Below are 14,247 nucleotides of genomic sequence, written 5' to 3' on the forward strand. Positions count from 1 at the left end.
TCGTGAATTAAGGATTTCACCATGCTAGAGCAGATGGGAAAAGCAGCCAAAGCCGCATCGTGGCAATTGGCACAATTGAGTACCAGTCAGAAAAACCAAGCGTTGAATCACATTGCTGATTTGTTGGAGACGGAGATTGAAGTGATTCTTGCTGCTAACCAGCAAGATGTGAAGCAAGCCCACGAACAGGGAATGAGTGCAGCACTACTCGATCGGTTATTACTGACACCTGAACGGCTGAATGCCATTGCCAATGATGTGCGCCAAGTCTGCCGTTTGGCTGATCCTGTCGGGCAAGTTATTGACGGGCAATTATTGGATAATGGATTGCAATTGAGCCGTCGCCGAGTTCCGTTGGGCGTGATTGGCGTGATATATGAAGCCCGGCCCAATGTCACTATTGATGTGGCATCGTTATGTCTGAAAACCGGTAATGCAGTGATATTGCGTGGGGGTAAAGAGACTCACCACACTAATCAAGCGATGGTTAAGGTTATCCAGCAGGCATTGGAACAAAGTGGATTGCCGGCCGCCGCGGTTCAGGCTATCAATAAACCTGATCGTGAGTTGGTGGCTGAATTGCTGAAAATGGATCGTTATGTCGATATGCTGATCCCAAGAGGCGGTGCGGGGTTACATAAATTGTGCCGGGAGCAATCGACAATCCCTGTAATTACTGGCGGTATTGGTGTTTGTCATACATTTGTGGATGAAACCATCAATATCGAAAAAGCGTTGGAAATCATTACTAATGCGAAAGTCCAGCGTCCAAGCGCTTGTAATTCACTGGAAACATTATTGGTGCATGAAAAAATAGCAGCCGATTTCTTGCCAGTTTTGAGTATCAAAATGAAAGAGCAGGGCGTGACATTACACGCTAGCAAATCAGCGATGACATTGCTGAAAGATGGCCCTGCAACTGTCGTTGAAGTGGCAGAGGAAGATTACTGTGATGAATGGTTATCTTTAGATATGAATGTGGACATTGTCAGTGATATCGATCTGGCTATTGAGCATATTCGTACTTATGGTACAGCCCATTCTGATGCGATATTGACGGAATCTTTGCAACAGGCTGAGTACTTTGTGCGCCATGTGGATTCAGCTGCGGTATATGTGAATGCCAGCACGCGTTTTACTGATGGTGGACAATTTGGTTTGGGAGCGGAAGTGGCTGTCAGTACCCAGAAATTACACTCCCGTGGCCCAATGGGGCTTGATGCACTGACAACATATAAGTGGATTGGTTATGGTGATTATTTACCGCGGAGTTGACCATCTCTTATTTTGATTAGACTTTATTGAACTATGTTGGGTCACACTTAATTCTAAGTGTGACTTTTTGAACCATTAAAAATGCTTTTTTACATAGTGTAATCGTTTGGTTTCTAAACGTTATGTTTAGGTTTAATTTTATAGACTCTTCGGGGAAACAATGAAATGAAAAAAACGCTATTCATCGTAGGTGCACGGGGTGCAGGAAAGACAACAATAGGTAAGTTACTGTCTGATGCGCTGTCGTATAAATTTATTGACACCGATGAAAGTATTCAGACCATGAATAAAATGACGATAGCCGATCTTGTTGAACAATATGGCTGGGAACATTTTAGAAAATTAGAAAGCCAAACGTTGAAAACGGTTAGCCAGAATGAACATGTCATTTCAACAGGTGGCGGAATGGTGTTGTCGCTTGAGAATCGCCAATATATGCAACACAATGGTATTGTTATTTATTTACAGGCAACGGCAAGCGTTTTGAGTAATCGATTATCTCTCAATCCAGAAAATACGCAACGTCCTAGTCTAACAGGGAAATCTATCATAGAAGAAATGGAAGGAATATTGGTTGAAAGAGAGCCATTATACCAGGAGTGTGCCCATTTTATTGTCGATGCCAATCTTGCAACAGAAGAGATCGTATCTCACATTAAGTCTTACATTCTAAACCAGAAAAATAAATTAATTTGATGGATAAAGGCATTTAAGTGTATTTTTTAGGGAAGCTTTATATAACAAATTGCCCGTATAACTTATAGTATCACCCTATTTACTCACTTTAATTTTATTAATTATATTTGAGATATGGACATGCTCTTAAATTTTATTCGGTTACTTGTTCGTGTACTCTTTAGGATTACAATCGAAGGTGATACCAAACAGTTACAACAATACCCTAAATGCATTATTACTCCCAACCATATTTCGTTTCTGGATGGTCTGTTAATTGGGTTATTCCTGCCAATAAAGCCTGTATTTGCTATTTATTCTAATATTGCAACCCGCAGTTTTTTCAAATTTATCAAGCCTTATGCAGATATTGTACCTTTAGATCCTACTAACTCAATGGCAGTTAGGACATTGGTTAAAGAAGTGGACAAAGGGCGTCCGATTGTGATTTTTCCTGAAGGAAGGATCACTGTAACAGGCTCCCTTATGAAAATTTATGATGGTGCCGCTTTTATTGCCGCAAAATCAGGTGCGAAAGAAATACCAATCCGAATTGATGGTGCAGAGCAAACGGTTTTTGGTCGGTTAAAAGGAATTATGAAATTGCATTGGTTCCCGAAAATCACTCTCAAGATTTTACCTGCCATTGACCTGCCAATGCCTGATGCACCCGATTCAGCAACATGTCGTCGTTTGGTAGGAGAACACCTCCATGCCATTATGATGGAAGTGAGAATGCAGACGCGCCCAAAGGAGACGTTATTCAATGCTTACCTTACTGCGCAAAAACGTTTTGGCCGTTTTAAGCCCTGCATTGAAGATGTGAACTTTAAAGAAGATAGCTATCATTCATTACTGAAAAAAATATTGAGTATCAGTCGGAGCTTAGAACACTTTACACAAGAAGGTGAGCGAATTGGTCTGCTGTTTCCAAATGCAACTGTGATGGCAGCTGCCGTATATGGTGCTTCGTTAAAAGGACGGGTGCCAGCCCTTTTGAATTATATGGCAGGAAGCCGTGGCATTAAACTTGCTATGCAAGCGGCATCCATTAAAACTATTGTAACCTCCCGCCAATTCCTGGAAAACGAGCAGTTAGCTCATCTACCAGAACAAGTAACCGAAGCTAATTGGGTATATCTCGAAGATTTAAAGGGCATGCTCACGCCGGAAGATAAATTTTGGATATTGTGGTATTTGATTTTCCCTTCCAAAGCTATTTTTGCTGCGCAAAAACCGGATGATGATGCATTGATCCTGTTTACGTCAGGCTCAGAAGGTGTACCCAAAGGCGTTGTTCATAGCCATACCAGTTTGTTGGCAAACGTTGAGCAGATAAAAACAATCGCTGATTTTACTCCACTAGATCGTTTTATGTCTTCTTTACCTCTATTCCATGCTTTTGGTCTAACAATGGGTCTATTTACTCCATTAATGACAGGTAGTCGGGTATTCCTTTATCCAAACCCTTTGCACTATCGTGTTGTGCCTGAATTGGTCTATGATCAAAATTGTACTGTGTTGTTCGCAACGTCAACTTTCTTGGGGAATTATGCTCGTTTTGCCCACCCTTATGATTTTGCCCGTCTGCGTTATGTCGTGGCTGGGGGTGAGAAACTGTCAGAAAACACGAAGCGAATTTGGCAAGATAAATTTGGTATCCGTATCTTAGAAGGTTATGGGATAACGGAATGTGCATCGATAGTTGCAATCAACGTACCGATGGCGGCAAAAGCAGGAACAGTTGGGCGGATTTTACCAGGTATGGAAGCGCGCTTGCTGCCTATACAGGGTATTGAGAGAGGGGGGCGGTTACAGCTACGCGGGCCAAATGTTATGAAAGGATATCTGCGAGTTGAAGCGCCTGATCGTTTAGAGCCACCCGCTGCGAAAGACTCAGAAGGAAATAATCAAATTGGTTGGTATGATACCGGAGATATTGTTTCTATTGATGAAGAGGGTTTCTGTACGATCAAAGGACGTGTGAAACGATTTGCCAAACTTGCAGGGGAAATGGTTTCTCTCGACGCGGTAGAACAAATCGCTTCTCATGTTTCTACTGATGGGCTACATGCGGCTATAACCAGAAGTGATCGAAGCAAAGGTGAAGCACTGGTATTGTTCACTACAGATGCGAATCTAAATAGAAACAGAATGCTAGGAGTGGCACGTGAAATGGGTATGCCTGAGTTGTCGGTTCCACGAGATATTCGTTATGTGAAGCAACTTCCTTTGCTCGGCTGTGGCAAACCGGATTTTGTCACCCTAAGAGAAATGGCCGAACAGGAGTAAGGAAATGGAGACACAACCGCTACTGAACCGTGGAATGAAAGCAGTATTGCTGTCACAATTTCTTTCTGCTTTTGCTGATAATGCGCTGTTCTTTGCCATCTTAGCCCAATTAAAGGCAGAATCTTACCCTGAATGGAGTTGGCCAGCACTACAAATTGTTTTTGTTCTGGCTTATATCATACTTGCCCCTTTTGTCGGGCAAATTGCTGATCGGTTTTCAAAAGGGCGTGTCATGCTCTTTTCTAATGGCGTCAAATTGCTTGGGGCTATCAGCATCTGTATCGATATAAATCCTTTTCTGGGATATACCTTAGTGGGAATTGGGGCAGCGGCCTATTCTCCTGCTAAATATGGGATCTTGGGGGAACTAACAGATGGTGGGCGTTTGGTAAAAGCCAATGGCATGATGGAGGCTTCTACTATTGCAGCTATTTTGATTGGCTCAGTTGCTGGCGGTTTCCTCTCTGATATTAGCCTGGTGCTGGCATTAGGACTTTGTGCCTTATTGTATGGTGCCGCAGTCGTATCGAATTTCTTTATACCTCGTCTGGCGGCGGCTCGTGAAGGCAAGGGTTGGAATCCCCCAAAAATGTTGGTGGATTTCATGACGGTTTGTGTGACACTTTGGCGTCATCAGGAAACGCGCTTCTCACTGGTAGGGACTAGCCTATTTTGGGGAGCGGGTATCACGCTACGCTTCCTGTTAGTCGCATGGGTGCCTGCTGTGCTGGGGATTGATGGCAATACAACCCCTACATTGATGAATGCAATAGTTGCGATTGGTATCATTGTTGGAGCAGGTTTAGCTGCGCGGTTTATTACATTGAAAACCGTGCGTCGTTGTATGCCTGCAGGGATATTAATTGGATTCATGGTCATTCTTTTTGCGACTCAGCAATCAATAGTATTTTCCTACTTAATTTTGACCGTCCTTGGCGTATTTGGTGGCCTTTTTGTTGTTCCATTAAATGCGTTATTGCAAGAACATGGCAAGCATTCGATGGGGGCAGGCAAAGCCGTTGCTGTGCAAAACCTGGGCGAAAATAGTGCTATGCTGATAATGTTAGGACTGTATTCGGTTTCCGTTATGGCGGGCGTTTCGGTCGTTGCTGTTGGCATTGGTTTTGGTATCTTACTTTCTTTGGCAATTGGGGGGCTGTGGATTTGGGATCTGCTTCGGAAAAATTAATTTCTTATAAAATTGAAGGTCTGTTATGGATGAAAAAATCCTGAATCAGCTTAGTATTGAACTTGGAAAGAGATTAAAACGAAAAGAATTATCTGTGACCTGTGCAGAATCTTGCACAGGGGGTTGGATAGCTAAAGTGATCACAGATATTGCGGGAAGTTCAGCCTACTTTAATCGTGGTTTTGTGACTTACAGCAACGATGCTAAGCATGAAATGCTGGGCGTTTTACCAGAATCATTGGCGCAATTTGGAGCGGTCAGTGAGCAGATCGTAAAAGAGATGGCTAAAGGGGCATTAATCGTCGCTAAGGCAGACGTTTCTGTTGCAGTTAGCGGCATTGCTGGGCCAGAAGGAGGGAGTGAGGAAAAACCGACTGGCACAGTTTGGTTTGGGTTTGCCTTTTACGTTGATGAAAACATCCAGACTGTAACATATCGCCAGCATTTTTCAGGTGATCGCAATGCTGTGCGTCTACAAGCCGTCATTTTTTCTTTGAAAACTTTATTGGATGAAATCATAAAAAATTAGCTTGATGCTGTATGATTATACAGTATAATCATACGGCACTTTGGTATCAGAAACAGTTTATCAGCAGTGAGGCAGCCCCTTCATTGCTTGCGAAGGAGTCAACATGGCTAACGATGAAAACAAACAAAAAGCACTAGCAGCAGCGCTGGGCCAAATTGAGAAACAATTTGGTAAAGGTTCCATCATGCGTTTGGGTGAAAATCGCTCAATGGATGTTGAAACCATCTCTACCGGTTCCCTGTCACTGGATATTGCATTGGGTGCGGGTGGTTTGCCAATGGGCCGGATTGTGGAAATATACGGACCAGAATCTTCCGGTAAAACAACGCTGACCTTGCAAGTTATTGCCGCTGCCCAGCGCGAAGGCAGAACTTGTGCTTTTATTGATGCCGAACATGCTCTTGATCCGGTTTATGCGAAAAAACTGGGTGTAGATATTGATAATCTGTTGTGTTCTCAGCCTGATACTGGCGAACAGGCATTGGAAATCTGTGATGCCCTATCACGTTCTGGTGCTGTTGATGTGATTATTGTTGACTCTGTTGCAGCATTAACACCAAAAGCAGAAATTGAAGGTGAAATCGGCGACTCTCATATGGGCCTGGCTGCACGTATGATGAGCCAAGCGATGCGTAAATTAGCGGGAAATTTGAAAAACTCGAATACCCTGTTGATTTTTATCAACCAGATCCGCATGAAAATTGGTGTGATGTTTGGTAACCCAGAAACGACCACAGGTGGTAATGCACTGAAGTTCTACGCATCTGTCCGTTTGGATATTCGCCGCACTGGTTCGGTGAAAAATGGCGACGAAGTGGTTGGTAGCGAAACACGTGTGAAAGTAGTCAAGAACAAGGTTGCTGCACCATTTAAACAGGCCGAATTCCAAATTCTCTATGGTGAAGGTATCAACACTTTTGGTGAGTTGGTCGATCTGGGTGTTAAACACAAAATGGTAGAAAAAGCAGGTGCATGGTATAGCTACAATGGCGAAAAAATTGGACAAGGTAAAGCCAATGCTACTATGTATCTGAAAGAACACCCAGAAATTGCATCCGAGTTGGATAAAAAACTGCGCGATTTACTGTTGAATAATACAGGTGAGTTCAGTAGTGCAGCGACGGATTACGTGACAGATTATGAAGACAACGGCGAAGAAGTGAATCACGAAGAGTTTTAATACGTATTTGTCTTCCAATTCAGTCATAATAAAGAGCTAATCTGGCTTTTAAAAACCACATCCATATCGGGTGTGGTTTTTTATTTTTACGCCCGTTTCTCTGGCGGAAATAAACATCCTTGAAATAGGCGTATTGAAACAGGTGTAATGAACAGACTTTCAGAAAATCTTTAGACGAATTACAATGCTGGAAGGCGAATGGATTTATATGGGATTTTACTTCTTATGGAAGACTCTCTATCTTAACCCCACTTTAATTTATTCGTGAGTTGAAATGGTGACGCGATATACCACCTCAACCATTCATAGATCTGTTTTTTCAGCTTGATTTCGGGACAATTATGAGCAAAAGCACCGCTGAGATCCGTCAAGCGTTTCTTGACTTTTTTCATACTAAAGGGCACCAGATAGTACCAAGCAGCTCGTTGGTGCCAACCAATGATCCAACATTGTTGTTCACCAACGCAGGGATGAACCAGTTTAAAGATGTCTTTTTAGGATTGGATAATAGACCTTATTCTAGAGCAACAACGGCTCAGCGCTGCGTTCGTGCTGGCGGTAAACATAACGATTTAGAAAATGTGGGTTATACAGCCCGTCACCACACTTTCTTCGAAATGTTGGGTAACTTCAGTTTTGGCGATTATTTTAAACAAGATGCAATTAAATATGCATGGGAGTTACTGACCAGCGAAGAGTGGTTTAACCTGCCGAAAGAAAAACTGTGGGTTACTGTCTATGAGACAGACGATGAAGCTTATGACATTTGGCATAAAGAAGTCGGAGTTCCAGCAGAAAGAATCATTCGTATAGGTGATAACAAAGGTGCTCCATATGCGTCAGATAATTTCTGGCAAATGGGGGATACTGGCCCATGCGGTCCTTGTACGGAAATTTTCTACGACCACGGCGAACATATTTGGGGTGGTCCTCCAGGCAGCCCAGAAGAAGACGGTGACCGATATATTGAAATTTGGAACATCGTTTTCATGCAATTCAACCGTCATGCCGATGGCACTATGGAGCCGTTGCCAAAACCGTCCGTTGATACCGGCATGGGGCTGGAGCGTATCACAGCTGTCTTGCAACACGTCAACTCCAACTACGAGATTGACCTATTCCAAAGCTTAATTGCTTCGGTTGCAGAAGTGACCGGAGCGACAGATCTTACCAATAAATCTCTGCGTGTTGTCGCAGACCATATCCGTGCATGTGCGTTCCTGATCTGTGATGGGGTTATTCCATCCAATGAAAACCGTGGCTATGTACTTCGCCGTATCATTCGCCGTGCTGTTCGTCATGGCAACATGCTGGGGGCAAGAGAAGCCTTCTTCTACAAGCTCGTTGCACCATTGATTAAATTCATGGGGGCGGCTGGTGAAGAGCTGAAACAACAGCAAACTTTGGTTGAACAGGTATTAAAAACCGAAGAAGAACAGTTTGCTCGTACTTTAGAGCGTGGTTTACAGTTGCTGGATGAAGAGCTGGCTAAATTATCGGGTGATACGCTCGATGGTGAAACCGCTTTCCGTTTGTATGATACCTATGGTTTCCCTGTTGATCTGACTGCGGATGTTTGCCGCGAACGTAATATCAAAGTAGATGAAGCTGGTTTTGATGCAGCGATGGAAAACCAGCGTCGTCGTGCTCGTGAATCCAGTGGCTTTGGTACTGATTACAATGAGCTGATCAAAGTTGATGGACGCAGTGATTTTTGTGGTTATGAACATAATTCACAGCAAGCTGCTGTTATCGCTATCTTCCGCAATGGTCAAGCCGTTGAGCAAATTCACGCTGGTGAAGAAGCGATCATTATACTTGATAAAACTGCATTCTACGCTGAATCTGGTGGACAGGTTGGTGATACGGGTAAATTGTCGAACGGCAATGGTGTATTCGACGTTGTCGATACACAAAAATATGCTCAGGCAATCGGTCACATTGGTAAGTTGATAAGTGGTAGTTTGAGCGTTAATCAGACAGTTAATGCTGAAATTGATGTGGTACACAGAGATGCGATTCGTTTGAATCACTCAGCGACCCATTTATTACATGCGGCATTACGGCAAATTTTGGGAGAACACGTTGCCCAAAAAGGTTCTTTGGTAAATGATAAGTATCTGCGCTTTGACTTTTCTCACTTTGAGGCCATGAAGCCAGAACAGATCCGTCAAGTCGAAAACTTGGTGAATGAAGAGATTCGCAAAAATTCACCAATTGTTACAGAATTAATGGAGCTGGAAGAAGCAAAAGCTAAAGGTGCTATGGCATTGTTTGGCGAGAAGTATGACGAAAAAGTACGTGTACTCAGTATGGGTGGCTTTTCTACCGAATTATGTGGTGGTACTCATGCGAGTCGCACAGGTGATATAGGGTTGTTCCGTATATCTAGTGAATCGGGTACAGCAGCAGGAATTCGCCGTATTGAAGCTATTACGGGGCAAACTGCACTAAACGCTATCTATCAGCAGGCTGATTTACTGCAAGACATCGCTCATCTGGTGAAAGGTGATATCAGTAGCCTGAATGAGAAAGTGAAAACGACACTGGACAGAACGAAACAGTTGGAAAAAGAGTTGCAACAGTTGAAATCTCAGCAAGCCGCTCAGGAAAGTTCTTCCCTGGCAAACCAAGCCAAGGAAATCCAAGGTGTTCGTCTGCTGGTGACACAATTAGGTGATATAGAGCCCAAAATGCTTAGGACGATGGTTGATGATCTAAAAAATCAGTTAGGATCAGCAATTATTGTGCTTTCTACAGTGACTGGTGATAAAGTCAGTCTAATTGTTGGTATAACGAAGGATTTGACTGCTAGAATAAAAGCAGGTGATTTAATCTCTTTTGTCGCCCAACAAGTTGGAGGTAAAGGAGGAGGTCGTCCTGATCTGGCTCAGGCTGGTGGGACCGATGTAACCGCTCTTCCTTCCGCATTAGCTAGTGTAGAAGAGTGGGTAACATTGCGGTTATAGTTGGTATTGCCGTGACAGCAGTGGCACCATGAAAGCATTTTTTTATGGTGCCGAATGTTTTTTGTTGTGAAATTGTTGAAATGTTGGGCACATACTTATATTTTAGCTATCCTATAGATATAGGAAATGTGTTCAAAACTGCTTATACTTTAAGTAGATATCATTGCTTTACGTTTTCACGGTGTTTGATGGATAATAGCGGGGAAACCTAGAGACCCGACTCTTTTAAATTTTCAAGGAGCAAAGAATGCTTATTCTGACTCGTCGAGTTGGTGAAACGCTCATGATAGGCGATGAGGTAACAGTCACAGTACTGGGAGTTAAAGGCAACCAAGTTCGCATTGGTGTAAATGCGCCCAAGGAAGTTTCTGTTCACCGTGAAGAAATTTATCAACGGATTCAGGCGGAGAAATCTCAGCCTACAACTTTTTAATTCAAGAATGGCGTCCACGCTTTTATAAGACTTGGGCGCTACTCTACTCTTTTCTCTGCTTCTTTCTACTTCCCTGTTTTGTCACTCCTACTATGTTTATCTCTTTTTGATACCTTGTTTCTATTCTCTCATGTCTTCTTATTTTCTATCTGTTGAAAAAGCCTCGTTCATGAGGCTATAGAGATGAATAATCATTTTCATAAATTTTAACAGCTTTTAGATAATTTCATTGTTGGTAAAACAATCTTTTAGATGCTAAACCAAGCATTTTGCGTGCTAAGTGTTCAAACGAAAAAAAGTTTCGAAAAATTGTTTGACTTATCAGGCAGGGAAAGTAATATGTGCGCCATCGCAGCGACGAAGAGCTTGAAGGAAAGCTTCGGGGTAAATACCAGAAGTAAAGATTTTAAAAGCTACGGAGTGAAAACTTCTAAGTCGCAGGTTTTGAAAATGGTGAGGTGGCCGAGAGGCTGAAGGCGCTCCCCTGCTAAGGGAGTATGTGGTTAAGAGCTGCATCGAGGGTTCGAATCCCTCCCTCACCGCCATTAATATGCATCCATAGCTCAGCTGGATAGAGTACTCGGCTACGAACCGAGCGGTCGGAGGTTCGAATCCTCTTGGATGCACCATTTAAATACCGCGATTTTTTAGGTATCTCAATTCTAGTCAGGCAATCAATAGCGCCTGAGCAGAAATAGAAAACCGACAACGCATCCATAGCTCAGCTGGATAGAGTACTCGGCTACGAACCGAGCGGTCGGAGGTTCGAATCCTCCTGGATGCACCATTTTAGATGATCCCGATTCTGGGAGATCACAATTCTATCAGATCAGGAAATCAATAGCGCCTGAACAGAAATAGAAAACCGACAACGCATCCATAGCTCAGCTGGATAGAGTACTCGGCTACGAACCGAGCGGTCGGAGGTTCGAATCCTCCTGGATGCACCATTTTTAGATGTCCCGATTTTGGGAGATCAAGATTGTATCGATTCAGGCAATAAATAGTGCCTGAAAAGAAATAGAAAACTGACAATGCATCCATAGCTCAGCTGGATAGAGTACTCGGCTACGAACCGAGCGGTCGGAGGTTCGAATCCTCCTGGATGCGCCAGCTTGAACCCCCTGCCTTATCAAGGCAGGGGTTTTTCTTTTATTTCCGTTTAAATATAACATTTGTTTTATTAATTCTGTTTATAATTTGGGCGGAAGTGCATTGCTACCTCTATGTAAGCAGCGACAACTTGAGTTGTTTCATATAAAGTAAACTTTTAGTAATAATCTTTTAAACTCCACGGGAGGACAAATTGATCCCGGACGTATCAAAAGCATTGTCATGGTTAGAGGCAAACCCAACCATATTAAACGGCATTTGTCGTGGCATTGAACGTGAAACATTGCGTGTTACTCCAGACGGTCATTTAGCTAAGACGGGGCATCCAAAATCACTTGGTGCTTCTTTAACGCATAAATGGATTACAACTGATTTTGCTGAATCTCTACTAGAGTTTATTACCCCTGTTGATAGTAATATAGATAGAACCATTGCTTTCCTTAAAGATTTGCATATCTATACTGCCCGGAATCTGCACAATGAGAAAATGTGGCCTTTAAGTATGCCATGTTTTATCGATAAAGAAGAAAATATCACTTTGGCTCAATATGGTACGTCTAACTTGGGCCGCTTTAAGACTTTGTACCGTGAAGGATTAAAGAACCGTTATAGCGCACTCATGCAAACAATTTCTGGTGTGCATTATAATTTTTCTCTGCCGATGAGTTTTTGGCAGGCATGGTTAGGTATTAAAGACGCTGAAACAGGAAAAGAGCAGATTTCAGATGGCTACCTTCGTTTGATCCGCAATTATTACCGCTTTGGCTGGGTGATCCCTTATTTATTTGGTGCATCACCGGCAATTTGTTCTTCATTCTTACGTGGACGAAATACCGCATTATCTTTCGAGAAAACCGAAAGAGGGACTTGTTACCTGCCTTATGCAACTTCGTTGAGGATGAGTGACCTGGGGTATACCAATAAATCGCAAAGTGATCTGAATATTACTTTTAATCATCTTCATACCTATGTAGAGGGACTTAAGAAAGCCATTCATAAGCCATCTGAAGAATTTGCGGCAATCGGTATCAAAAAAGGAGATAAATACTTACAGCTCAATACTAATGTCCTTCAAATTGAAAATGAGTTGTACGCACCAATTCGTCCCAAACGCGTCACGAAAGAGGGCGAGTCACCTTCAGATGCTTTGTTAAGAGGTGGTATAGAATATATTGAAGTGCGTTCTTTAGATATCAATCCTTTTTCCTCCGTTGGGGTTGATGAGACGCAAATTCGTTTTCTTGACTTATTTTTGATATGGTGTGCTTTGGCTGATGCCCCTGAAATGGGAAATGAGGAACTTGCCTGTTGCCGTGGAAACTGGAATAAAGTTATCTTAGAAGGGCGTAAACCAGGGTTGTCTATTGGTCTTGGTTGTGGGATTGAGCAACAACCGCTTAAGATTGTGGGACAAGAGTTATTCAGGGATTTAGAGCGGGTTGCCGAAGTCCTGGATGCCTGTTCAGGGACGCAATATCAGTCAGTCTGTAAAGAATTAGTTAATATGTTTGAAGATCCATCACTAACGTTTTCTGCACGTGTCCTGGACAAAATGAAATCTCAGGGGATAGTGGGTTTTGGATTGGAACTGGCAGACCAGTATCATAACGAATTGATTGAAGAACATTATTCAATTTTGAGTGATGAAAATTTTTCTGTTGAACGTGAAGTTTCTGTATCACGTCAGTATGATCTTGAACAGCAAGATAATATGAGCTTTGAAGAGTATTTAAAGCTTCATGCTGAGCGTTAAAAAAGAAAACGGCCACCAGTGGTGGCCAAATAAAATATCTTAGAGAATAGGGATGATAACAATTTTGCGCGTCTTCATATCTTATGACCAGCCGCAAATGAAAAGGTTTCACTTATCTGAAAAAATCTTCGTAAAAAATCTGATACCTTAGGAGGTAGTATTATGCCTTTATTGGATAGTTTTACAGTTGACCATACTCGTATGGCTGCACCTGCTGTTAGAATTGCCAAGACAATGAAAACGCCTCACGGCGATACTATCACAGTATTTGATTTACGTTTTTGTGTTCCTAATAAAGCAGTGATGCCAGAACGGGGAATTCACACACTTGAGCATTTGTTTGCGGGTTTTATGCGCAATCATTTGAATGGTGATGGTGTTGAAATCGTTGATATTTCCCCAATGGGATGTCGTACTGGTTTTTATATGAGCTTAATTGGTGCTCCGGAAGAATTGAGAGTGGCTGAGGCTTGGAAAGCGGCAATGGAAGATGTGCTAAAAGTTCAAGATCAGAGTCAGATTCCGGAATTAAACATTTATCAGTGCGGTACATATGAAATGCACTCATTGAAAGAAGCCCAAGATATTGCTCAGCGTATCCTCGATTCTGGTGTTCGTGTCAATTATAACGATGAATTGGCACTGCCTGAAGAAAAACTGGTGGAGCTTCAAGTTTAGTTTGTTAGATATTGTATATGATAACGACTATTACATTTGGTGATGGAGCTTGTGGTTAAGTAATCAGATCGGCTTTATGTTATTGAGGGGCTAGCTTATTCCGCTAGCCCTTATACCTACATTCGTGTTCTTTTCTCTCTATATTTTTAAAATCATTAATT

At 42.5% G+C, this 14,247-nt stretch carries 10 protein-coding genes and 5 tRNA genes; all 15 read left to right on the forward strand.

Annotated features, from left to right (window positions below):
- Positions 1 to 21: 21 nt before the first annotated feature.
- The 15 genes from proA to luxS all read left to right on the forward strand — a co-directional run bounded on the left by proA (position 22) and on the right by luxS (position 14,086).
- Positions 22 to 1,275 carry a glutamate-5-semialdehyde dehydrogenase gene (proA, locus tag WDV75_RS06685; protein ID WP_273558940.1) on the forward strand — a complete coding sequence of 418 codons (1,254 nt, stop codon included), beginning with the start codon at positions 22 to 24 and terminating at the stop codon, positions 1,273 to 1,275.
- 165 nt (positions 1,276 to 1,440) lie between these two features.
- The gene (aroL, locus tag WDV75_RS06690; RefSeq protein ID WP_273558942.1) at positions 1,441 to 1,971 is read left to right on the forward strand and encodes a shikimate kinase AroL; all 531 of its coding nucleotides are present in this window, start codon (positions 1,441 to 1,443) and stop codon (positions 1,969 to 1,971) included.
- 120 nt (positions 1,972 to 2,091) lie between these two features.
- Positions 2,092 to 4,242, forward strand: coding sequence for a bifunctional acyl-ACP--phospholipid O-acyltransferase/long-chain-fatty-acid--ACP ligase (aas, locus tag WDV75_RS06695; RefSeq protein ID WP_273558944.1), 2,151 nt, complete (start codon positions 2,092 to 2,094; stop codon positions 4,240 to 4,242).
- Between the two features lie 4 nt (positions 4,243 to 4,246).
- A complete protein-coding gene (gene lplT, locus WDV75_RS06700; protein WP_273558946.1) occupies positions 4,247 to 5,431 on the forward strand; it encodes a lysophospholipid transporter LplT in 1,185 nt (394 codons plus the stop codon).
- Between the two features lie 25 nt (positions 5,432 to 5,456).
- Positions 5,457 to 5,960, forward strand: coding sequence for a nicotinamide-nucleotide amidase (gene pncC, locus WDV75_RS06705; RefSeq protein WP_273558948.1), 504 nt, complete (start codon positions 5,457 to 5,459; stop codon positions 5,958 to 5,960).
- A 103-nt stretch (positions 5,961 to 6,063) separates the two neighbouring features.
- Positions 6,064 to 7,140 carry a recombinase RecA gene (recA, locus tag WDV75_RS06710; RefSeq protein WP_189758067.1) on the forward strand — a complete coding sequence of 359 codons (1,077 nt, stop codon included), beginning with the start codon at positions 6,064 to 6,066 and terminating at the stop codon, positions 7,138 to 7,140.
- A 341-nt stretch (positions 7,141 to 7,481) separates the two neighbouring features.
- Positions 7,482 to 10,109 (forward strand): alanine--tRNA ligase, encoded by a 2,628-nt coding sequence (gene alaS / locus WDV75_RS06715; RefSeq protein WP_273558951.1) that lies wholly within the window; start codon positions 7,482 to 7,484, stop codon positions 10,107 to 10,109.
- 247 nt (positions 10,110 to 10,356) lie between these two features.
- A complete protein-coding gene (gene csrA, locus WDV75_RS06720; RefSeq protein ID WP_010845367.1) occupies positions 10,357 to 10,542 on the forward strand; it encodes a carbon storage regulator CsrA in 186 nt (61 codons plus the stop codon).
- 452 nt (positions 10,543 to 10,994) lie between these two features.
- A tRNA-Ser gene (locus tag WDV75_RS06725) sits at positions 10,995 to 11,087 on the forward strand.
- Between the two features lie 7 nt (positions 11,088 to 11,094).
- A tRNA-Arg gene (locus WDV75_RS06730) sits at positions 11,095 to 11,171 on the forward strand.
- A gap of 81 nt (positions 11,172 to 11,252) precedes the next feature.
- A tRNA-Arg gene (locus WDV75_RS06735) sits at positions 11,253 to 11,329 on the forward strand.
- 86 nt (positions 11,330 to 11,415) lie between these two features.
- Positions 11,416 to 11,492 (forward strand) — tRNA-Arg (locus tag WDV75_RS06740).
- An 86-nt stretch (positions 11,493 to 11,578) separates the two neighbouring features.
- Positions 11,579 to 11,655 (forward strand) — tRNA-Arg (locus WDV75_RS06745).
- 193 nt (positions 11,656 to 11,848) lie between these two features.
- A complete protein-coding gene (gshA, locus tag WDV75_RS06750) occupies positions 11,849 to 13,408 on the forward strand; it encodes a glutamate--cysteine ligase (protein WP_273558953.1) in 1,560 nt (519 codons plus the stop codon).
- Between the two features lie 162 nt (positions 13,409 to 13,570).
- Positions 13,571 to 14,086: an S-ribosylhomocysteine lyase gene (gene luxS, locus WDV75_RS06755; protein WP_273558955.1), complete on the forward strand. Its 516-nt coding sequence runs from the start codon at positions 13,571 to 13,573 to the stop codon at positions 14,084 to 14,086.
- Positions 14,087 to 14,247 lie beyond the last annotated feature (161 nt).

Origin of the sequence: Xenorhabdus griffiniae, assembly GCF_037265215.1 — a bacterium.
Lineage (GTDB): Bacteria > Pseudomonadota > Gammaproteobacteria > Enterobacterales > Enterobacteriaceae > Xenorhabdus > Xenorhabdus griffiniae.